Origin of the sequence: Paenibacillus sp. JNUCC-31 (assembly GCF_014844075.1) — a bacterium.
In the GTDB taxonomy this organism is placed as follows: domain Bacteria; phylum Bacillota; class Bacilli; order Paenibacillales; family Paenibacillaceae; genus Paenibacillus.
Genome location: NZ_CP062165.1, coordinates 3,466,455 through 3,488,964, shown reverse-complemented (window position 1 = coordinate 3,488,964; position 22,510 = coordinate 3,466,455). Strand labels below are relative to the sequence as shown.

22 protein-coding genes are annotated in these 22,510 nt (G+C 48.8%); all 22 read right to left on the bottom strand.

Annotated features, from left to right (window positions below; all coding sequences use genetic code 11):
* Positions 1-18: 18 nt before the first annotated feature.
* Entirely contained in the window at positions 19-1,530 is a 1,512-nt protein-coding gene (lysS, locus tag JNUCC31_RS15035) for a lysine--tRNA ligase (RefSeq protein WP_192272281.1), read from the bottom strand.
* Between the two features lie 121 nt (positions 1,531-1,651).
* On the bottom strand, positions 1,652-2,128 hold the full coding sequence (greA, locus tag JNUCC31_RS15030) for a transcription elongation factor GreA (protein WP_076292137.1): 477 nt from the start codon (positions 2,126-2,128) through the stop codon (positions 1,652-1,654).
* Between the two features lie 244 nt (positions 2,129-2,372).
* The gene (gene dusB / locus JNUCC31_RS15025) at positions 2,373-3,392 is read right to left on the bottom strand and encodes a tRNA dihydrouridine synthase DusB (RefSeq protein ID WP_192272280.1); all 1,020 of its coding nucleotides are present in this window, start codon (positions 3,390-3,392) and stop codon (positions 2,373-2,375) included.
* Positions 3,393-3,508: 116 nt separating this feature from the next.
* Positions 3,509-3,712, bottom strand: coding sequence for a helix-turn-helix domain-containing protein (locus JNUCC31_RS15020; protein ID WP_192272279.1), 204 nt, complete (start codon positions 3,710-3,712; stop codon positions 3,509-3,511).
* Entirely contained in the window at positions 3,664-4,212 is a 549-nt protein-coding gene (gene folK / locus JNUCC31_RS15015; protein WP_192272278.1) for a 2-amino-4-hydroxy-6-hydroxymethyldihydropteridine diphosphokinase, read from the bottom strand. Before folK ends, JNUCC31_RS15020 begins: the two co-directional genes overlap by 49 nt.
* Positions 4,213-4,221: 9 nt before the next feature.
* Positions 4,222-4,584 carry a dihydroneopterin aldolase gene (gene folB, locus JNUCC31_RS15010; protein WP_192272275.1) on the bottom strand — a complete coding sequence of 121 codons (363 nt, stop codon included), beginning with the start codon at positions 4,582-4,584 and terminating at the stop codon, positions 4,222-4,224.
* A gap of 100 nt (positions 4,585-4,684) precedes the next feature.
* The gene (gene folP, locus JNUCC31_RS15005) at positions 4,685-5,548 is read right to left on the bottom strand and encodes a dihydropteroate synthase (protein ID WP_192272274.1); all 864 of its coding nucleotides are present in this window, start codon (positions 5,546-5,548) and stop codon (positions 4,685-4,687) included.
* On the bottom strand, positions 5,545-6,429 hold the full coding sequence (locus JNUCC31_RS15000; protein ID WP_192272272.1) for an aminotransferase class IV: 885 nt from the start codon (positions 6,427-6,429) through the stop codon (positions 5,545-5,547). The genes folP and JNUCC31_RS15000 overlap by 4 nt, the downstream gene beginning before the upstream one ends.
* Before the next feature lie 2 nt (positions 6,430-6,431).
* Positions 6,432-7,007 (bottom strand): aminodeoxychorismate/anthranilate synthase component II, encoded by a 576-nt coding sequence (gene pabA, locus JNUCC31_RS14995; RefSeq protein ID WP_192272270.1) that lies wholly within the window; start codon positions 7,005-7,007, stop codon positions 6,432-6,434.
* 48 nt (positions 7,008-7,055) lie between these two features.
* Positions 7,056-8,627 (bottom strand): anthranilate synthase component I family protein, encoded by a 1,572-nt coding sequence (locus JNUCC31_RS14990; protein ID WP_192273029.1) that lies wholly within the window; start codon positions 8,625-8,627, stop codon positions 7,056-7,058.
* Between the two features lie 141 nt (positions 8,628-8,768).
* The gene (gene cysK / locus JNUCC31_RS14985; RefSeq protein ID WP_062329357.1) at positions 8,769-9,707 is read right to left on the bottom strand and encodes a cysteine synthase A; all 939 of its coding nucleotides are present in this window, start codon (positions 9,705-9,707) and stop codon (positions 8,769-8,771) included.
* 338 nt (positions 9,708-10,045) lie between these two features.
* Positions 10,046-10,996, bottom strand: a complete 951-nt coding sequence (locus tag JNUCC31_RS14980) for a peptidyl-prolyl cis-trans isomerase (protein WP_192272268.1) — start codon at positions 10,994-10,996, stop codon at positions 10,046-10,048.
* A 24-nt stretch (positions 10,997-11,020) separates the two neighbouring features.
* Positions 11,021-11,959: an Hsp33 family molecular chaperone HslO gene (hslO, locus tag JNUCC31_RS14975; RefSeq protein ID WP_192273027.1), complete on the bottom strand. Its 939-nt coding sequence runs from the start codon at positions 11,957-11,959 to the stop codon at positions 11,021-11,023.
* Between the two features lie 46 nt (positions 11,960-12,005).
* On the bottom strand, positions 12,006-12,776 hold the full coding sequence (locus JNUCC31_RS14970) for a type III pantothenate kinase (RefSeq protein ID WP_192272266.1): 771 nt from the start codon (positions 12,774-12,776) through the stop codon (positions 12,006-12,008).
* Positions 12,777-12,782: 6 nt separating this feature from the next.
* Positions 12,783-13,649 (bottom strand): carboxylating nicotinate-nucleotide diphosphorylase, encoded by an 867-nt coding sequence (gene nadC / locus JNUCC31_RS14965; RefSeq protein ID WP_192272264.1) that lies wholly within the window; start codon positions 13,647-13,649, stop codon positions 12,783-12,785.
* Positions 13,646-15,265: an L-aspartate oxidase gene (nadB, locus tag JNUCC31_RS14960; protein WP_192272262.1), complete on the bottom strand. Its 1,620-nt coding sequence runs from the start codon at positions 15,263-15,265 to the stop codon at positions 13,646-13,648. Before nadB ends, nadC begins: the two co-directional genes overlap by 4 nt.
* A 36-nt stretch (positions 15,266-15,301) precedes the next feature.
* On the bottom strand, positions 15,302-16,240 hold the full coding sequence (gene nadA, locus JNUCC31_RS14955; protein ID WP_062329366.1) for a quinolinate synthase NadA: 939 nt from the start codon (positions 16,238-16,240) through the stop codon (positions 15,302-15,304).
* A gap of 299 nt (positions 16,241-16,539) precedes the next feature.
* Positions 16,540-18,585: an ATP-dependent zinc metalloprotease FtsH gene (ftsH, locus tag JNUCC31_RS14950; protein WP_192272260.1), complete on the bottom strand. Its 2,046-nt coding sequence runs from the start codon at positions 18,583-18,585 to the stop codon at positions 16,540-16,542.
* Positions 18,586-18,686: 101 nt separating this feature from the next.
* Positions 18,687-19,226 (bottom strand): hypoxanthine phosphoribosyltransferase, encoded by a 540-nt coding sequence (hpt, locus tag JNUCC31_RS14945; protein WP_192272258.1) that lies wholly within the window; start codon positions 19,224-19,226, stop codon positions 18,687-18,689.
* Positions 19,227-19,278: 52 nt separating this feature from the next.
* Complete coding sequence (gene tilS, locus JNUCC31_RS14940) at positions 19,279-20,718, bottom strand: tRNA lysidine(34) synthetase TilS (protein ID WP_192272255.1); 1,440 nt, start codon at positions 20,716-20,718, stop codon at positions 19,279-19,281.
* 44 nt (positions 20,719-20,762) lie between these two features.
* Positions 20,763-21,710, bottom strand: coding sequence for a serine/threonine protein kinase (locus JNUCC31_RS14935; RefSeq protein WP_192272253.1), 948 nt, complete (start codon positions 21,708-21,710; stop codon positions 20,763-20,765).
* Positions 21,694-22,446 (bottom strand): vWA domain-containing protein, encoded by a 753-nt coding sequence (locus JNUCC31_RS14930; protein WP_192272251.1) that lies wholly within the window; start codon positions 22,444-22,446, stop codon positions 21,694-21,696. The genes JNUCC31_RS14935 and JNUCC31_RS14930 overlap by 17 nt, the downstream gene beginning before the upstream one ends.
* Positions 22,447-22,510 lie beyond the last annotated feature (64 nt).

Genomic DNA, 22,510 nt, shown 5'->3' with positions numbered 1-22,510 from the left:
GTGTTATACGTTCCTTATTTAATCCTGTGTACGAGGACGCATGTGCGGGAAGAGCAGTACGTCACGGATCGACGGTGAATTGGTCAACAACATGATCAGACGATCGATACCGATTCCCAGTCCACCTGTTGGTGGCATACCATATTCGAGTGCACGGATGAAATCATCATCCATTTCGTGCGCTTCGTCGTTTCCGTGTTCTTTCTCGAGCAATTGTGCTTCAAAGCGCTGACGCTGATCGATTGGATCATTCAGCTCCGTAAAGGCATTGGCATGCTCACGTCCAACAATAAACAGCTCGAAGCGGTCCGTGAAGCGTGGGTCTACATCACTCTTCTTCGCCAGCGGAGAAATCTCAACCGGATGCCCCATGATAAAGGTTGGTTGAATCAACGTTTCCTCTACAAAATGTTCGAAGAATGCATTCAGAATATGTCCAAATGTCATATGTTTTTCAACTGGAACCTTATGTTCTTTCGCCAAACGGCGAGCTTCCTCATCCGTCATATGCACGGAGAAGTCCACACCCACAACTTCCTTAACAGCATCTACCATCGTAACGCGGCGCCATTGTGGCGTAAGATCCACTTGATAGTCTGCATATTGGATAACTTGCGTGCCAAGCACTTCCTGTGCGATATGGGCAACAAGATTCTCAGTCAAACGCATGATATCCTGATAATCAGCATACGCCTCATAAAGTTCAATCATCGTGAACTCAGGGTTGTGACGTGTCGACATCCCTTCGTTACGGTATACACGCCCGATTTCATATACTTTCTCCAACCCGCCTACAATCAGACGTTTCAGGTGAAGCTCAATCGCGATCCGCATGTACAATTCCATATCCAGCGCATTGTGATGCGTAATGAATGGACGAGCAGCAGCTCCACCAGCAATGGTGTGCAGCGTCGGAGTTTCCACTTCCAGATAGCCCAGGGAATCCAGGTACCGGCGCATCGACTGAATGATCTTGGAACGGGTAATGAAGGTCTGCTGCACTTCACGATTCATAATCAGGTCAACATAGCGCTGGCGGTAGCGCAGCTCTACATCCGCGAGTCCATGATATTTATCCGGAAGCGGGTAGAGTGACTTGGACAGTACTTCGAGATTTTGAACCTTAACCGAAGTTTCACCTGTCTTGGTCTTGAAGATTACACCCGAGACACCCACAATATCCCCCAGATCGAGCAGGCTGAATGCAGCGTATTTGTCTTCCGGCACAGTATCCTGACGAACATAGATCTGGATTCTGCCGCTCAGGTCCTGAATATGTGCAAAGCTCGCTTTACCCATTCCCCGCTTCGCCATAATCCGTCCGGCAATACTGACTTCGATGTGCTTCTCTTCCAGCTCTTCCTTGGTCAGTTCATCATACTTCTTCAGAATGGAGCCGGCTTCTTCCGTACGTACGTATTTTTGGCCAAAAGGGTCGATCCCCAATTTGCGGAGCTCGTCCAATTTGTCGCGGCGAATTTGTAAAAGCTCACTTAGTTCGGTTTCCTGATTCAAGACTTCATCCGTCATGATCTATATTCATCTCCTTATTTACATTGCAGACATCTTCAGAGGTGTTCTTCCTCAAATGTTGAAAAAAGCTTCCCTAAGGAAGCTTTTGTCTCAGTGCCCGACTGCTTCATTGCTTATATTACTTTTTAATATCTACAATTTTATATTGAATTACGCCAGCAGGCACGCTTACATCAACAACCGTACCTTTTTTCTTACCCAGAATGGCTTTGCCAACAGGGCTTTCGTTCGATATTTTGTTCTGAAGCGGATTCGACTCCGCAGTACCTACGATCGTATATTCAGTGATGTCGCCGAACTCAAGATCTTCTACTGTAACTGTCGCACCAACGCTTACGGCTTCGGTATCGATCTCGTCGCTGTTGATAATCCGTGCATTCCGGAGCAACTTCTCCAACGTGATCACGCGGCCTTCAATGAAAGCCTGTTCGTTCTTCGCGTCTTCGTATTCGGAGTTTTCACTAATATCTCCATACCCGATGGCTACTTTAATCCGTTCAGCCACTTCGCGGCGCTTCACCGATTTTAGCATTTCCAGTTCTTCTTCAAGCTTCTTAAGTCCCTCTGGTGTAAGGATAACTTCCTTATCGCTCATCTCAACCGATTCTCCTGTCATGGGAATAATTTGATTGCACGGCAACGGAACCAGTGCTGTTTACAGAGCTCCGCCCGCATACATCTTCAAAAACTATATGAAGTTCTCCGGAGAAACAGAACGTTCCTCCTGATGCACTAGCCTTATGACGCACATGGCGAATTTATACTGTGAAATTATAGGGTAACGGTCTCGAAAAGTCAATGTTAGGCCCCTATAGCTGTAAACGTTTCACAGCCCCGGTTCAGGATACATTTTCGACTACTGCCGATTCTTGCTCCAGATTGCTTTCAATATGCAGCCCACTTACAAAGTTGTTCAAGATTTGAACCATCTCATCCCGTTTCGTTTCTTCCATAATAACATCCTTGATACGGGCAGAACCTTTGAGGCCTTTCAGATACCAAGCCAGATGTTTACGCATCTCTCGTACTGCAACCGCCTCACCCTTCAGTGCGATCAGGCGATCCATATGCAGGATGGCCACACGGATCTTCTCTTCCCCATTCGGGTCAGGAAGCAATTCACCCGTGCTCAGGTATTGAATGGTACGATACAGCATCCATGGATTACCCAGGGCGGCACGACCGATCATAACGCCGTCGCAACCCGTTTCATCCAACATGCGACGGGCATCTTCCGGTGAAGATACATCTCCGTTGCCGATCACCGGGATGGAAACAGCTTCTTTTACATTTTTAATGTGTGACCAGTCCGCTGTACCTGTGTAGAGCTGCTCACGTGTACGGCCGTGTACACTGACCGCCTGTCCGCCAGCGCGTTCAACCGCAAGTGCATTCTCAACCACGTAGATATGCTCGTTATCCCAGCCGATCCGCATCTTGACTGTAACTGGCTTATCTACCGCGTCCACTACAGCGGATACCATCTCATAAATTTTGTTCGGATCAAGCAGCCAGCGTGCACCTGCATCACAGCTTGTCACTTTTGGCACAGGGCATCCCATGTTGATGTCGATAATGTCTGCATTGGTTTCTTTGTCCACAATTTTGGCTGCTTCCACGAGGGCTTCACGATCTCCCCCCCAAATTTGCAAGCTCAGCGGTTTCTCACGCTCATCTACAAACAACATCTCACGTGTACGCTTGTTGCCATGCACGATGGCTTTGCCACTCACCATCTCCGCACATACGAGACCTGTTCCGAATTCTTTTGCGATCAGACGAAAAGCCGGATTACACACGCCAGCCATCGGCGCAAGTACGACCTGGTTTTTCATTTCAATGTCACCAATTTTAAGCATGGTAGTCGTTCCACTCCCTTTTCAATCCGCAGACTCTTGCATAAATTCTGGCTGTGGTTAATTTGCTGTATAAATAAACGGATAATGACGATGTTTTCTGGTTCGTAAAAAAGCGGCTAGTTACCCTGTAATTCCTCAGTACTGATCAATAGTACCCCGGCAATAAGATTCAACTCCCGTTCGGATACCTTGCGGTTGCCCCGTTCGATCATACCCAGAGTGGCCAGCGATATGCCTGTCTCCGCAGCAAGTTCCTGTTGTGTTAAACCTTTCAGCTTCCGGAAAGCCCGGATTCGATTGGCCAATTGCACGTTTTCCAAAGCTGTATTCCATCCTTTCCATCCAGTACAGACAATGATGAATGCACAAAGGTATACAAACCTGAATGCTCATCTTCGGTTACGATGTCAGCCAGCGGCACCAATACAAACGCCCGTTCACCCATCCGTGGATGCGGCAATTGCAGCCGTTCGGTATCACTCGTCTCTCCATCCATCCAAAGCAGATCCAAATCGACTGTACGCGGGCCCCAACGGATATCACGAACCCGCCCAAGCCGTGTTTCAATATCCAGCAGTTCCGTGAGCAGCTGCTCCGGCAATAGTGTGGTCTCTACCGCCGTTGCCATATTCAGAAACGCTGGCTGGTCCACATAACCTACTGGCTCCGTCTCATACAGCGCAGAACAGCGCAGGACGGATATATGAGGATGTGCATCCAGCAACGTTAATGCCTCAAGCAGCGTCTGTTCCCGGTCACCCAAATTAGCCCCTAAAGCAATATAAGCCTCTGAAGATTCAGAGGTCGAATGTGCAATCATGATCGGTTCTCACTTTCTTGTGCGGCGAAGCTCAACAGTTACGCCCCCAAAATGAATATCAAACGGCGGATGCGGCTTCGTCACTTTGACTGTCAATGCATTGATAACAGTATAAGTGTCTAGTAACGAAGATGCAATATGTTCGCCCAAAGCTTCAATTAACTGGAATGATTTATTTTCGACGATCTGTTTTACCAACTCATGGATTTCCGCATAATTGATGGTTTTGGTGAGATCATCAGTACGCCCAGCCTCGCCCAGATCCATATCGATCTCCAGATCAATATAATAACGCGCCCCCAGCTTCCGTTCCTCGGCAAATACGCCGTGATATCCGTAATATTCCATTCGATGCATTACCATTCTATCCATAAGTTCCGCCTGCCCTCTATATATAATGAATTCATGGTTCGATGTTCGTTCCTATTGCAACGCTGCGCTTCAACTGGACGGGTCACCAGACCCGCCAGCATTATGCCCTCCGCAAGCCTGGAGATGCATATAGCATGGCATCACACATGTCCACCGTACGTCGTATCGGCTTCACATCATGAACCCGGACCATCTGGCATCCTTGGGCTATGCCAAAAGCAACCGTAGCGGCTGTACCTTCCAGCGCATCATCCGATTGTACCTGCAAGGTGTTCTGGATGAATCTTTTACGCGAGGTAGCGAGCAGAACAGGATATCCCATCTCATTGAGCAATCCTAGCGATGACATGAGCGCCAGATTTTCGTTCAGATCTTTTACAAAGCCAATGCCCGGGTCCAGAATAATCTGATCAGGATGTACGCCAGCCTCCAGCGCGATCTGTACACTTTCCTGAAGATCACTGACTACATCAACCAAATAGTTGGTATAATCTCGTTCATGCCGGTTGTGCATCAGGATCAAAGGGCATCCCAGTCCTGCGGCAGTGCGTGCCATCTCGGGATCAGCCTTGGCACCCCACACATCATTGATGATGTGTGCACCAGCCTGAATAGCCTGCCGAGCAACATCCGCCTTATAGGTGTCCACCGAAATCGGAATATGTGGAGCCTGCTGCTGCAGTGCCTCAATGACCGGAATGATCCGGCTGAGCTCCTCATCAGCGTCAACGATATCTGCACCCGGACGTGTAGATTCCCCTCCAATATCAATGAGATCCGCGCCGTCTTCCATCATCTGAATGGCGTGAGCCACCGCTCGCTCCACACGGGTATAACGTCCCCCATCCGAGAAGGAGTCCGGTGTGACATTCAGAATGCCCATTATAAGCGTACGTGTGCCAAGTTTTAACTCTGCCGGGCCACACGCATAATTCCGTTCAAAGATGACTGGTGTAAGTGTCATGAAGTATACCCCGCTTTCTGCCGGTACATACCCAAAAGCGCTTCTGTAACCGGGCCTATATGCCCGCTGCTGATTACCGTTTCCGTTCCATCCAGATCCCGTAATATAGTAACTGGAACGAGTTCAGCAACAGAGCCTGTCAAAAAGATCTCTTCTGCCTGTAACAGTTCCTCCCAAGGGAACAAACCTTCCTGGCAAGGCATTCCTTGCTGTACTGCAAGCTCCAGTACAACGGCTCTCGTGATCCCCGGCAAAATGCCAGTCGCAAGTGCTGGCGTGTAGAGTACGCCCCTTCTCACCCAGAACACATTGCTGACAATCCCCTCAGCTATATAGCCATCTCGGGTTAATTGCAGCCCTTCCGCACTCTGCACAGGCTGCCCGTATCCGTTCAGCTCCCGTTTCGCCAGAATGCTATTCATGTAATGCAGCGATTTGAACCGCACCTCTCCTTCAGGCGTGTTACGGGGCGTCGAGAGATGTTGCAGCATTTTTCCATTTTCGTATAGCGATGGGGAGGGTTCAGGTAGTGCTTTTGCCAATACGATATGATTGGGTTTCCCATAATCCCCTGAAGGGAGCCCGAGCGGTGCTTCGCCCGCAGATACCGTATAGCGCACATAGGCATCCTGGAGTCCATTAGCAAGCAACAGGTTTTTGATCCAGTCCGTTACCTCCGCTGCTGTTGTTGTAAAAGGAATGCCCAACTCACGACACCCTGAAGCCATCCGTTCCAAGTGACGTTCCAGCAGAAAAGGAACTCCATGGTACGTCCGAAACGTCTCAAACAATCCGAGTCCGTACAAAAAGCCGTGATCCGTTACCGGAACCACGGCTGCCGCCATATTGACCAATGCTCCGTTTATCGCGGCGTATTTCATCGTTATACCTTTACGTGCTGAGACAGGAAGTTGCGCAGCATTTGATGACCGTGATCCGTAATAATGGATTCGGGGTGGAACTGAACGCCTTCAATGGCGTAATCCTTGTGGCGCAGACCCATAATCTCGCCTTCTGCCGTCTCAGCCGTAATTTCCAGACAATCTGGCAGACTACTGCGCTCTACGATCAAAGAGTGATATCGCGTTGCTGTGAAGGGAGATGGCAATCCGGTAAATACGGATGTTCCGTTATGGTGCATCTCCGATGTTTTGCCATGCATCATGCGTTCCGCTCGAATGACGTTGCCTCCGAATGCTTGTCCAATCGCCTGATGTCCCAAACAAACGCCGAAGATCGGAATGCTTCCTTTGAAGTGATCAATGACAGCCAAACTGATGCCTGCCTCATTCGGAGTACATGGGCCCGGCGAGATCAAAATATGATCAGGTGCCAATGCCTCGATGCCTGCCAGATCAATCTCATCATTACGGCGAACTTCCACCGTCTCTCCCAGTTCACCCAAATATTGAACCAGGTTGTACGTGAAGGAATCATAATTGTCGATAACCAGTATCATATCCTTGTTCCTCCTGTTCTTCCGTCCACACCTGGGACGGTTGCTTGATTATTTTAATCTAACGGCTTCAGCTTCCTCACTGTAATTCACAGCTCTCATCATGGCTCTTGCCTTGTTGCGGCACTCCTTGTATTCCCGGTATGGATCGGAATCAATAACAATGCCTGCTCCTGCCTGCACATATCCCATGCCATCTTTAATGGAAAGTGTACGAATAACAATGTTCAGCTCCATGTTCCCACTGTAATCGATCCACCCGATCGAACCTGTATACGGTCCCCGGCGCACAGGCTCCAGCTCTTCAATAATTTCCATTGTGCGTACTTTGGGTGCACCCGTAATCGTTCCACCAGGGAACGTCGCTGCGATCACATCGAATACAGAGAGTCCGTCTGCCAGCGTTCCCTCGACTTGAGAAACCAGATGCATAACATGCGAATATTTTTCGATCGTCATCAGCTCAGGCACATGGACCGATCCATAGGCTGCAATTCGTCCGATATCATTGCGCTCCAGATCGACCAGCATAATATGCTCTGCCCGTTCCTTCTCGCTATTCAGCAACTCAGCGGCCATCAATTCATCCTCAGCTTCATCCCGCCCTCTTCTCCGTGTACCAGCAATAGGACGAGCGCTCACCTTGCGATTATCCACTTTGACGAGCAACTCAGGTGAACCGCTCACCAGTTGGAAATCCGGACTGCGCAGCATTCCCATGTAGGGAGATGGATTCACGAGGCGAAGCCATTCATAGATATGCTCTGCACTGGACTTCAGACGTTTCTCCTGTCGCAGCGACAGGTTCACTTGAAACACATCACCCTGCCGGATATATTCCTGCACCGTGCGTACCGCCTGCTCAAAGTCCTCTTGAGGAAAAGAAGTATGCCATCCTTCCGTCTCCCGATCCGAATCTGCCGTCTGCGAAGTGAGATGAACCTGACTATGCCGATGCTCCAATGCCTGCTGTTGTTCTTCCGCTTGTGCAAATCCCAGAATATGCAGCCAGCGGTGCTGCATGGCTGCTGCTCTCTCTTCTGCTTCTGCGTATAGCCTGCGAAGCTGAGCTTCATCCTGATCCGGCTGCACAGCCAGATGAACCGTGCAGAACAGCGCCTGCTGTTCATGGTCATACGCCCATATTTCTTCAAAACGCATCCACCAATAATCCGGAAGAGCAGGGTTGTCTTCAGCCAAGGTTGGCAGCTTTTCCAGGGATCTGGCTACGTCGTAGCTGAGATAACCTCCACATCCGCCACCAAAGTCCGGAGCCCCGCTCACCTTGGGTGCACGGTATGGCGCAGCCCACCTTTGTAAAACCTCCAGCGGTTTTCCGCTGTCTGTTTGGATATCGCTGTTAATAAGATCATGAATAACAGCCTCGTTGCCTTTGCCGGAAATAACGGATACCGGGTGCAACCCCAGAAATGTATATCTTCCGCCCTTTCCATTCTCCAGCACCATGGCATAAGGCGAAGCCTCTTGCCAAGCTGCTTCCCACGTTAACGGTAAACCGCCATGATACGGCCCTTCATCCGACTTAATCATATAAGGCATCATGGTCCATCCTTGTCCGGCCCACTCTGTCCAGTCGGCGTATGTTGTCATCAGGTGTGTCATTGCGGTTTGCCGCCCTCCATCTGTCGCTAGTTCTATTGTCTGATAGTATACTAAAGCGCCGCTGCTTTTAAAAGCATTCAGCAAAAAATCCTCCACACCCGACATCCGGGCAAGGAGGATTTGTTTCATCACTGGTTAACCTTAAGCTTCGAAATTGTAAAGAGGCGTGCTGAGGTAACGTTCGCCGTTACTTGGTACGATAACCACAACGCGTTTGCCTGCGCCCAGCTGTTTCGCCACTTGCAGACCTGCACGGATAGCTGCACCGGAAGAAATACCGGATAGAATACCTTCTTCCTTCGCTACCTGACGAGCCGTCTCAAACGCATCATCATTCTCGATGTGAATGATCTCGTCATAGATTTCCTGATCAAGAATCTCAGGAATAAAGTTAGCACCGATTCCCTGAATTTTGTGGGGGCCTGGTTTGCCACCTGCCAAGATTGGGGAAGCTGCTGGTTCAACGGCAACGATTTTAATCCCAGGGAATGATTCCTTCAACACTTCACCTGTACCTGTAATCGTTCCGCCGGTACCGATTCCTGCAACGAAAGCATCCAACGTACCGCCTACAGATTGAATGGCTTCAACAATCTCAGGGCCAGTCGTTTCCCGGTGGATCTTCACGTTGGCTTTATTTTTAAATTGCTCAGCCATGAAATAAGATGGATTTTCTTTAAGCAATTCCTCAGCTTTTTTTACTGCCCCATTCATACCTTCGGCTCCCGGTGTAAGCACAAGCTCAGCTCCGTAGGCGCGAAGAAGGTTACGACGCTCCATGCTCATCGTTTCCGGCATAACAATAACAGACTTATAGCCTTTGGCTGCAGCCACCATAGCCAGTCCAATTCCTGTGTTACCACTTGTTGCTTCGATGATGGTATCACCCGGTTTCAGCTTGCCTTCTTTTTCCGCTTCTTCCACGATGCTAATCGCGATACGGTCTTTGACGCTTGAACCTGGATTCTGGTATTCCAGTTTCACGAATACTTCGGCACTGCCTTCAGGTACGATACGGTTCAGACGAACAAGCGGAGTACCTCCGATAAGTTCTGTTACGTTATTAACTACTTTAGCCATATGAATGCCCTCCTTAGTGGGATGAATACTACTTAAGTCCTGTTGCCATATACATGTGTGGCCGAGCAGCCTCTAGATGTTATAAAAGAACTGCGGAAATCCGTCTGAGTTCATTCCGTCTGCAATAGACCGGGCAGAGACTGGGTTTCCGAAGATTTCTTTGTTCAATTTCATGGTTTTATTCCGAGTAAACGAGTAGGTATTTGATTGTTTTTATCTTATCAACGTTATACTCTATTGTCAATATGAGTTCTCAAAAAAATACTCTGCCCTAGGCCCTAAGGCCGTAGACAGAGTATTTTTATCACGATGCAGCAGGATATTGAATGGAGTGAATATCAGGAAGCCGGAATTTCGGCGATGATGACAGCTTCGTACTTGTTGCGCAGCCTTTCCTCGACTTGGGACAACGGATCAGCCTGACTCAGTGCCAGCTGCATTCGAATCTCTTCACGTGCCTCTTCTGCTGACTGCACTTGACGCTCTTGCTTGTCGTTCAATTTGATGATAGCGTAACCTTCTTCAACCTGAACCGGTCCTGCAATATCACCAATTTCCAATTGCGCTGCAAGTTTCAGGATTTCTTTGGGCTGGAACGGATCATTCTGCTCAATCCAGCCCAGGCGGCCTCCCGAGTCACGAGAATAACTGTCTGTCGATTCATTCCGTGCAGTTTCTTCAAAGTCAGCTCCCTTGTCCAGCGCATCCAGAACCGATTCCGCTTGCTCTTCTTCCTTCAGCACAATGATGGACAGATCATACTTCTCCGGGGACACATAGTCTTCATGGTGTTCGTTCCAGTAATGTTCAATATCTGCATCCTTGATCTGAATGCCGATTGTTGCAATTTTCTCAAGTAGCAGTCTGTACCCCGCCTCTAATTCAAGATCCTGCCTGGATAAACCAAGCTGAGATTGCATTTCGTCAAAATAAGCCTTATCCGAGTCATACCCGTCCATAGCTGCGGCAAGTTCCTTCGCAATTTCTTTGGGAGACACTGTCAGATTACGGTCGACCGCTTCCGCATAAACGGCTTTGCGGTTGAGCATCTGGAGCAGCAGCTCGCTTCCATAACGTTTTTTTAATGCCTCGGTCCATTCCTTGTCCGTAATGACTTCTCCATTGATCGTGGCTACAGTACTCTCTTCTTCCTGGTTGGCATCCTGAGTGGAATCCGCTTCATCACGCCCAGTCCGCAAACCATACACAACCATCACCGTACCCATGACCAACACACCAAGCGTCAAGACAATTACAGCTGTCCATAACCCTTTTTCCTGCTTTGTCATTCCGCGTCCCGTCCCCGCATATTATCAGTTCTTGGCTTGCTCTAGGATGGTCTCCAGTTGTTCTTTGTTAAACTCGTAAGCTTCGTTGCAGAATTGGCAGACCACTTCAGCACGGCCTTCTTCCTCGATCAGTTGCTCCATTTCGGATTGGCCCAAGCTAATCAACGTCTTCTCTACCCGTTCACGCGAACACTCACAGCGGAAATGAATATCCATTTCGTCCATGACTCGTACATCAGGCAGTATCCGGCGGAGCAGCTCTTCCAGCTCTAAACCCTCAGCCAGCAAAGACGTGACTGGCGGCAAGTTGCCGATTGATTTCTCGATTTCGGTGATTTCATCATCCGTTAACCCAGGAAGTAACTGTACAATAAATCCACCCGCTACAATAACGGAATTATCGGTATCAACCAATACGCCAACTCCCACGGCAGAAGGCGTTTGTTCCGATTTCGCAAAATAGTACGTAAAGTCTTCGCCCAGCTCTCCCGATATAATGGGCACACTTCCGCGATAGGGCTCTTTCAGGCCAAGGTCCTTGGTTACATTAATAAATCCTTCTGTTCCGACTACACCCGCAACGTCCAATTTACCCATACTGTTACTCGGAAGGTGTACGTGCGGATTGGTTACATAGCCACGAACTTCGCCTTTGGCATTGGCATCGGTAACAATCTGCCCAATGGGACCGTCTCCCTTAACCTGAATGGTCAGTTTCTCTTCTCCCTTGAGCATTGCACCCATAATGGCTGCTGCTGTAGCTGTACGCCCCATGGCAGCTGTAGCCGTGGGAAACGTGTCATGTCTTCTGCGCAGCTCTTCGACCAGCTCCGTCGTCTGGACAGCGAAAGCTCTAACCCGTCCATTCATTGCTGTGCCACGAATTAACCGGTCTTGTTTGTTATTGTTTTCCAAGTCATTCAGCCTCCTTTGGCGTAATCGCCAGTTATAAAAAAACGGCATAACACGAAGACTGTAATCCCCAGCCCGCTGTCTGCCGTCTCTGTTCTTACCTTTCCCGGTTCCGCTCATAAATGATACGCAGCCCTTCAAGCGTAAGCAGCGGATCCACTTCCTCGATGCTGCGGGTTTCTTCTGCAATCAGTTTGGCAAGACCTCCGGTTGCAATCACTTTGGGCTTTGCCCCCATTTCCTCACGGATGCGATCCACAATGCCATCCACTTGACCAGCATAGCCATATATGATTCCGGCCTGCATCGCATGAATGGTATTACGACCAATGACCTTCTTGGGTTTCTCCAGTTCAATGCGAGGTAGCTTGGATGCCCGTTCATAGAGCGCTTCAGTTGCAATATGGATGCCGGGTACAATGGCCCCGCCCAAGTAGTTTCCTTTATCGTCAATACAGTCAAAGGTCGTCGCTGTGCCAAAATCGACTACAACGAGTGGGCCACCGTATTTCTCAACGGCTGCCACTGCATTAACGATGCGATCCGCGCCAACTTCACGGGGATTCTCATACCGCAGGTTCAGACCGGTTCGGATACCGGGTCCAACAAGCAGCGGTTTTTTGCCTACGTACTTCTCACACATGGCCTCAATGACATTCACAAGTGGCGGTACCACGGATGAGATGATCACACCCTCGATATCACGTGTGGAAATACCCGACATATGAAAGAAATTATAAATCAATACGCCGTATTCATCCACTGTGGACTGACGAGATGTACTCAGACGAAAGTGGTGCAGCAACTCCCGGCCTTGATATACTCCGAGTACAATGTTGCTGTTCCCCACGTCTACAACTAGAATCAAAGAGGTTCACCCCTCTTTCTTTTCGTTTAAATCCAGGCTGATATCCAGGCTCTCAAAAGAATAGGTTAACCTGCCAACCGAAATAACATCCACTCCGCTCTCTGCAATCCCACGGATGGTATTTAACGAGACGTTGCCTGAAGCTTCAACTTTCACATGCGGAGCCTGCTCATGAATAAGCGCAACGGCCTCACGCATCCGATCTGGATGCATGTTATCCAGCATAATGATATCTGCCCCTGCCTGCAAGGCTTCTTGCACCTGCTCCAGATCTTCCGTCTCTACTTCAATGGTCATGGTATGTGGAATGCCAGCTCGTGCACGCTGTACCGCTTCAGTGATACCACCCGCGCCCTTGATATGGTTATCCTTAATCATCACTGCATCATACAAGCCAAACCGATGGTTCGCTCCACCACCGACCCGGACTGCATATTTCTCCAACAATCGATGTCCGGGTGTTGTTTTGCGTGTATCCACCAGACGTGTAGCAAGTCCATCCAGGGCATCGACATAAGAACGTGTACGGGTCGCAATACCGGACATGCGCTGCAGCAGATTAAGCGCAAGACGCTCTCCAGTCAGCAAACTATGCGTACTTCCTTCTACTTCAGCCAAAATTGCGCCATGAGTGACTGCATCGCCGTCTTTGACCCTTGGTGTGAATACAAGGCCTGGATCAACTACCTGAAATACAAGTTCAGCTACGGCTATTCCCGCGATGATTCCATTGTCTTTGGCATGTATTATCGCCTTGGATTGGCTGCCTGGGGGAATCGTCACGCTGGTCGTTACATCTCCTGCGCCGACATCCTCACGAAGCCAGTTTTTAATCGATTCAATGAGTCCTTCATTATATCCGTTCAGTATCATGACATCAATTCCTCCACAATCGCTTGTTCTCGCTGCTGCAGACTATGCTTCTGCCACTCGGCGTCATCCCGCTTCGGGAAATCCTCACGGTAATGGGCTCCCCGACTTTCTTTGCGGTGTAATGCTCCGTTGGTAACCAACCAGGCACAGGTCAGAAGGTTGGCATATTCCATCTCTTCTTTGTGAGTAAGCACCTGATCAAAAAAATGCAGTTCAAGCTGCAGCTTATCTATGGCCTCTTGCAGGTTTGCTCCATTCCGGCGCAATCCCACTTGCCGCACCATCATTTTTTGCAGTCGTAAACGTCGTTCGGATACCGGTCTCTGGTCTCCCTTCAATCTTCTGTCCATGATCACAGGTGTTGAACTCTCTGTCTCTAGTGGAGCAAGCGGGGGAAGAGATAGAATGCGCTCAACGATTCTCCGGCCAAATACAATGGCTTCAGACAGTGAATTACTCGCCAAACGATTCGCTCCGTGTACTCCTGTAGAAGATACTTCACCACAGGCAAACAATCTTCCAATGCTGCTCTCTCCACTAAGATCGGTCTTCACTCCGCCCATCATGTAATGTGCAGCAGGAGCCACTGGAATCCAGTCTGTGGTCATATCCAGTCCATAGCGCATACAGGTTTCGTAAATGGTAGGAAACCGATGCTTAATCATCTCTGTCGGTTCATGGGTGATATCCAGATAAACAAATGTACTGCTTGTCGATTCCATCTCACTGACAATCGCCCGGGCTACCACATCACGCGGTGCTAATTCAAGCTGTGTATGATAGCGATCCATAAAGCGCTCACCCTTCACATTACGTAAAAAGGCTCCTTCCCCACGTACAGCCTCCGATACCAAAAAACGTGGCGCTCCCGGGTAACAAAGTGAGGTCGGATGGAATTGGATAAATTCCATATCCCGCACGACTGCTCCGGCACGGTAGGCCATCGCAATACCATCTGCTGTAGCTACTTCCGGGTTAGTCGTGTATCGATACAGCTGTCCGGCCCCACCAGAGCATAGGACGGTCGCCTGTGCCTTCACAAACACCTTTGAACCGTCCGCCTTCTGAACCAAAGCACCTACACATTCTCCATGCTCTGTGACCAGGTCGATAACAAAATGTTCATCCCACACCTCAATTCCAGGATGTTCATTCGCCTGTGCAGCCAGAGCCCGTACAATCTCATATCCCGTCGCATCCCCATTGGCATGCAAAATACGGCGGTGGCTATGCGCACCTTCCTGCGTCAATGCCAACTCGCCGTTCTCCAGATCAAACAACGTGCCCAGTCGAATTAGTTCTTTCACTCCATCCGGGCCCTCATTTACCAATGCTTCCACCGCCTCGGAGCGGCATAAGCCTGCTCCGGCAACAAGGGTATCCTGCAAGTGGTAGGCAGGTGAATCGTCTTCAGCGATAACCGCAGCGATGCCCCCCTGTGCATACCGGGTGTTACTTTCCAGCAATGACTTCTTCGTGATCATCAACACACTTCGTTGTTCACTAGCCTTAATCGCAGTAAACAAACCGGCAATGCCTGAACCAATAACCAGCACATCCGTCTCCACTGTCGGCAGTGCGGACAGATCAAATTGAACTAAATATTGCGGTATCATGTTATTTCACCTGTCTTGGAGCAAGAGTAGCGCATGCTACTTCACCAGTAACATGCGCTCTAGTGATTCTCTGGCCTTGTCGGCAACGGCTGGTGGCACGTAAATTTGCGGCTTCATCGTCTCCAGGCATTTAACCAGCTTTTTCAAATTATTGACCTTCATGTTCGGACATACGAGAAACTTAGTAGCGAAGTGGAATTGTTTATCCGGGCTATCGAGACGAAGCTGGTATCCTGTACCATCTTCAGTACCTACGATAAATTCCTTGGCTGATGAATTTTTGCAGTATTCCAAAATGGCTGTTGTGCTGCCTACGAAATCACCCATCTCAACAACCTCGGGACGACATTCCGGATGAACTACGAATTCCGCGTTTGGATACTTCGCTCTCATCTCAACTACGTCTTTGACCGTCAGCATATCATGGGTATTGCAGTAACCTTCCCAGATAATCATTTTCTTGTCTGTATGTTGTTGCACATAGTGTCCCAGGTTCTTATCCGGCACCCAGATGATTTCATCCGAATCCACAGATTGAATGACTCTGACAGCATTGGCAGACGTACAGCAAATGTCGGTCTCTGCTTTGATTTCAGCTGAAGAATTGATATACGTGACAACTTTGGCATTCGGGTGCTGTGCTTTCAATTTACGCAGACCTTCAACATTCACCATGTCTGCCATTGGGCAGCCTGCGCGTTCATCTGGAATGATAACCGTCTTGTTCGGGGCTAGAATTTTAGCGCTTTCACCCATAAAATGAACGCCGCAGAAAACGATAACATCCGCATCCGTTTGTGCTGCCTTCTGAGCGAGCAGAAACGAATCTCCACGGAAGTCGGCTACCTCCTGCACTTCGTCACGTTGATAATAATGGGCAAGAATAATGGCATTACGTTCCTTCTTCAACTCCATCAGCCGCTCGCGCAGCTCCCGGTTCATCTCAGCCTTGCGCTCTAAAGCCAGAGCTTCCACCTGCGATCCTCTCCTTTATCGGGACAGCGCTATGCGCTGTTTCATATGGCTAACCTAAGTCGTTATTTTCGCTTGAGAAACGAATCACAAGCGGTTTAACACCTAATGTACACAACGTTCACGACTCTGTCAATAAATGAAAACACCCCATAATATCAGCATAACCGCCCATTTCCTACGCGGTTCGCCCCAAAGCTCCCGGATATCTGTATCTATATAATTTGAATTAATTCATAAAAAAAAGAGAGCCCTTGGGCTCTCTTCAAGATCTGCATTGCTTAGCCAAATCGTTTTATAACTTAAGAGGTTGGCTTCGTTCCACCATCATCCGGGCCATTGCTGTTTCCTTTGTCCAGATTCGGAGCTTCGTTAGGAATATCTCCAGCTGGTGGCTCAGGCGTTTCCTCTTTACCTTGGATACGGACGCGTACATCACCGATGTTGTCAATGATCGCTTCTCCGCCTTCGCTAGGCGTACCTTCACCATCGTTGCTGTTCTCTTCTTTTGGAGTCAGGGAACCTGTCTCGATCAATTGCTTGATCTGATCCATTTCCAATGTCTCCACTTCCAGCAACGTTTGAGCGATCAGATGCACTTCTTTCGAATGTTTAACAAGCAAGTCTTTACACTTCTCATAACATTCGTTAATGAAGCGTTGCATTTCCTGATCGATCTCGTAAGCAATGGAATCCGAGTAATTCTGTTCGTGACCGATATCACGACCCAAGAATACCTGTCCCTGCGAACTACCAAACTGCATAGGTCCCAATTTCTCACTCATACCGTATTCCATAACCATGCTACGGACAATCCCCGTCGCTTGTTGGAAGTCACTGTATGCACCCGTACCGATTTCACCGATAAACAGTTCTTCGGAAACACGGCCGCCAAGGAGTCCAGTAATTTTGTCCAGCAACTCTTGCTTGGTCACAAGCATACGATCTTCTTTTGGTAACATGATTACATATCCACCCGCGCGTCCACGCGGAATAATAGTAACTTTATGTACCATATCGGCATGTTCCAGGAAGTAACCTACAATGGTATGACCTGCTTCGTGATAAGCGACAATACGTTTCTCGCGATCACTGATGACACGGCTTTTCTTCTCCGTACCTACAATGACACGATCAATCGCTTCGTCTACCTCTTTCATGGAGATATCTCTTCTGTTACGGCGCGCCGCAAGCAATGCCGCTTCATTCAGGAGATTTTCCAGATCTGCACCAGAGAACCCGGTTGTACGCTTCGCGATAATGTCCAGCTTCACATCTTTAGTGAGTGGTTTATTGCGAGAGTGTACTTTCAGAACTGCTTCACGACCTCTTACGTCAGGGCGATCAACCGTAATTTGACGGTCAAAACGTCCTGGACGCAGCAAGGCAGGGTCCAGAATATCAGCACGGTTCGTTGCTGCAACGATGATAATACCTTCATTGGCACCGAATCCGTCCATTTCAACGAGCAACTGGTTAAGCGTTTGTTCACGTTCGTCGTGACCACCGCCAAGGCCAGCACCACGCTGACGTCCTACAGCATCAATCTCATCGATAAAGATGATACATGGGGCATTTTTCTTCGCATTTTCAAACAAATCACGTACACGAGATGCACCGACACCGACAAACATTTCAACAAAGTCGGAACCGGAGATGCTGAAGAAGGGTACACCCGCTTCACCGGCAACGGCACGAGCGAGCAATGTTTTACCGGTACCCGGAGGACCGACAAGCAATACGCCCTTCGGAATACGTGCGCCTACTGCTGCGAACTTGCGAGGGTCCTTGAGGAAGTCCACGACTTCAACAAGCTCCTGTTTCTCTTCGTCAGCACCCGCAACGTCTTCAAACGTAACCCGCTTCTTCTCTTCGTTATAAAGACGGGCACGGCTTTTACCAAAGTTCATTACTTTACCGCCGCCGCCTTGAGCCTGATTAAACAGGAAGAAGAACAGCAGGAACATAATGATCAAAGGAATAAAGGAAGTCAGCAACGTCAACCAGATGCTGTCACCTTTCATTGGTTCCTGATGATATTGGAATTTGTTCGTTTCGCTTGCAGCTACAAGCTCACTAATCGCCTCATCCGTAGGAGGAATATACGTTGAGAAATTTTCTGATTTGGCTCCGTCAGGCGTCTCCCTATATTGTCCGGTCACGAGGTACGTCTGACCGTTGAATTGAACTGTCAATTCAGAGACGTTGTTGGCCTTGATTTGCGCGCGTAACTGATCATATCTAGGATTATCGGTGGCTTCGCCGCCATTGCTGACGAACTGGACTATCCCCACCACAACTAAAAAAAGAATCAAATAAAAACCAGAATTCCGGATGAACCGATTCATCCCCTACCTCCTCTCGAGACACTTTAATTATTTTAACATAGCCCGACATGGCTTCTCAACAGAAGCCACCAACAGATCAGGGCTTGGGACTAGCTTAAACACTAGTTACTGTAAATTTCCGGTTTCAATATCCCGATGTAAGGGAGGTTCCGGTACTTCTCGGCATAATCCAGACCATATCCAACGATGAATGCATCTGGAATGTCAAAGCCTGTGTAATGAGCTTCAAGTTCCACTTTGCGACCTGAAGGTTTGTCAAACAGCGTGACAACACGAACAGATTCGGCGCCGCGATTTTCCAAGAGTTCAATCAGATAGCTGAGTGTAAGCCCACTATCGATAATGTCTTCTACGATCAGAACTTCGCGTCCTTCAACGGGTACATCCAAATCCTTAATGATTTTGACAACGCCAGATGATTTGGTGGAAGCACCGTAACTGGATACTGCCATGAAGTCCATCTCAACATGCACCGTAATGTTCTTAACCAAATCAGCCATAAATATAAACGCACCCTTGAGCACACAAATGACCAAAGGATTGCGATTTGCATATTCGGCACTTAGTGTTGCGCCTAATTCCTTGACTTTACTCTGAATCTCTTCTTCACTGATCAATACTTCCTGAATGTCGTTCTGCAACTGTGCGAACCTCCTAAGTTATACTATGAAAGCCTTACCTGAACCATAACCACTACCCCTGAATCGCTGAATCGCCTACAGTCATGTACAGGATTGCGGAAGTATCCTCCTTGACAGGAGCTACACTGGACCGGCGAACGCCCGGTAACCAGATGATATTGCCTGCTCCATCACATACCACGGGAACCCGTGAACGGACAGAAGGGGGGATTTTCTCATCGATGAAAATATTTTTCACCTTTTTGCTTCCGTTTAATCCCATCACTTTCATGGTATCTCCAGGTAACCGTGAACGCACAATCAGCGGCATAAGCAGTTGATCCGCATCAAATGCGGCTTGATCCGCCGATTCCGGTACATGATAGTCCTCGGGACTCATCGGAACAAGCCGAACATGTCGGTCGATTTCCGTGAGAGAAAGCTCATAAGATCCGCTCCATTGAGCAAGACGATATTCGTAAGATTGATCCTGTACGTCAGTCCGTATGCCGAAAGAAATCAGATCGTACTCCCGGGTGCAGGCGAGTGTCTGTCCTATATCCAGGCTCCAGGTCGTCGTGTCAGGCTGAATTACCTTGCGGCGAATGGTCTCAATACGGGTAAAGTCGACAAAATCACTGTCCAAAGGCAGATAATTCAATATTAGTTTAATCAACCTTCGTTGTAAAGCGACATGTAACTTCAAAAAGGAAGGCACCTCAAAGGTTTGCCTTCCGCCGTTCGCCTGCACTAGACACCTGTATGCGTCATATGCACCTTGTTCGATGAAATCGTCTTCATCGCCCACAATTTCGGCAAGTCGATTCAAAGACGGCGTGAGCTGTCCATTATATTGCCCCAAAAAAGGAAGCACATCCAAGCGAATGGCATTGCGACGATATTTACGCTGGGAATTGCTTTCATCATTAAAGTACAGAAAACCCTGGGTATTACAAGCTTCTACAAGGTCTGTCTTGTTTATACGAAGGCATGGACGAATAAGTTCCACATTTTTTTCTCGCCGTTTAAACTTCATTCCCGCGAGTCCGGTTAGGCCACTTCCACGCAGTAAATGGAGCATAACTGTCTCTGCCTGGTCGTCTGCATGATGGGCAAGCGCAATGCTCGCCGCATTGTATCGGGCAGCTACTTCATGCAAAAACTCATATCGTTTGTTGCGCGCGGCCTCCTGCGGGCCTTGACCGGTAAGCTTCATATAAGTAGGCACATCGGCCTTCACCCATTCAAATGCAATGCCGAGCTGGCAAGCAAGCTCCTTCATCATCTCGGCCTCATGATCGGATTCACTCCGAAAGCCATGATGTACATGGGCGCATATTAATTCCAGCGGAACATGTCTGGTACTGATCTCATGCATGATATGCAAAAAAGCTACCGAGTCCGGTCCGCCCGATACTGCGACGACAATCCGATCCCCGGGAACCCATAACTGATGCTCTTCCGCTGCATTCAGCACGTTATTCACCAGCTTGTTCCAGCGTAAAGCCTCCATACCTGTTCCTCATTCCTTACGTTATGTATATGCACGCTAAATGGTCAGAATCGCAGTGCATAGATGAGTACCCCAATAAGTAATATAACGGATACAGCAAATGCATTTTTGAGCCAACGCGGAGTTGTACTTTGGGAACGACGACGAAGAGGAGAAGGGCGTACCATCATCTCTTTCCAGACTTTAGCCGCGTGTCCGGCGTCCTGAAACTGACCTCGCAACGCCTGGATTGTCCAATTTCGAAAAGGGGCGAGCCGTTCACTACGTTCCACCAGAGCTACGAGCTGGTTCACACTCCGCAGTTGTGGCAATCCTTCTGCGGCCAGCGCTTTGAGGGCGTCGGCTTCCAACACATGAATGAATAACAACGCAAAAGCAAATACATCATAGGTGCCATCTGCTGTGCGGCTGCCTGCATTCCAGAATCCCCGGTCATACCACTCGGTGAACTGCTTGACGCTACGACCAATAGAAGTAACCCCGCCATAATCGATCAGCTCTACCTGCCCATAATCGGACACCAGTACATTCTGAGGTTTGAGATCGCCAAATACCCATCCAGCTTGATGCAATTGGGCCAGCTTTTGCAATAGCCTAAGTCCAACCAATAGTGTCCAGTCTGTCCCTTGGCGCCGAATGAAGTGGTGCAAAGATTCACCCCGAACGTAACGCATCACATAAAAGGGAATATCACGGCCACGAACGGCATAGTCATCCACATCTTTTAAGTAGGAAGGAATGCCGCTCTGCCGAAGAGCCTCATGATTACGTTGCAATTGAAAAGATTTGAGCACATTAATTTCCGATTGCAGATCTACAGGATCAAATCCCATTTTAAGTGCATAATGTTTGCCATTCTCACCCCGCTGGACAAGAAAAACGATGCCGTTGGCTCCTTTGCCCAAAAGCTTCCGAATCGTATAACGGCTGCGATTCCATTTCCCTGTTATGACTGTTCCTGGCGGGAAAGAGGCGTCAGACAACGTTGTCACCGAGCATCCCTTCTCTTTCAATGCGATAGTTCCCTTCTATTTCCTGCTGTTCCTCCAGTGTACCATAACGGTAAAAATCAATCACCCTTTGAATCGCAGGACCTGTCGGGGTTGCTCCCTTCATCTGCAAACGCCCAAACAGAGAACGTACACGGCTCGGATCGGCTGTCCAGTCGATGTCCATGACGGCTTCTTCTCCGCTATGTCGTCCAGGAAAATGAAATACGGAAAGATGGCTCTGACCCATACGTGACTGCAAACTAAGCATTAAATCCCGAATTCCTTCTTCCACGGCAGCAAGCTTTGGCTTCATACTGGCACTTACGTCAATGAGAAGAATGACTTGCAGCGGTGTTGTCTCCGCCATATCCTCCATCACTTCAACCACCTGCGCACGTTTGGCTGGTTCAAGATCGGTTACCGTTTTGGGCTCGTGTTCTCCCAGTATTTGTGTTAACTCTCTATTAACCGCCTGCTGAATGGTCTGAACCACCGTTTTTCTTGTCATCATCTGCATCGTATGTGCAAGTTGTCTTGTGCCTACGATCTGACTAATGCCGCCTCCAGCCTTGGCAATATCCTCAATCTCCCGACTCCCCAACTCACCAATGGTTCCATAATCGATGACACCAACCACATTGACTGTAATGCCCTCTTCACGTGCTTCCGCCGCAGCCAGAACCGGACTTGTGCCTACATTGGAACAACCGTCAGTGATTAACAAAATTTGTTTCATCCGATATCCCTCCGTTTTGGGTTACTCTCCAACTCTATGACTAGCATTGCCAGAATGAAGAGAC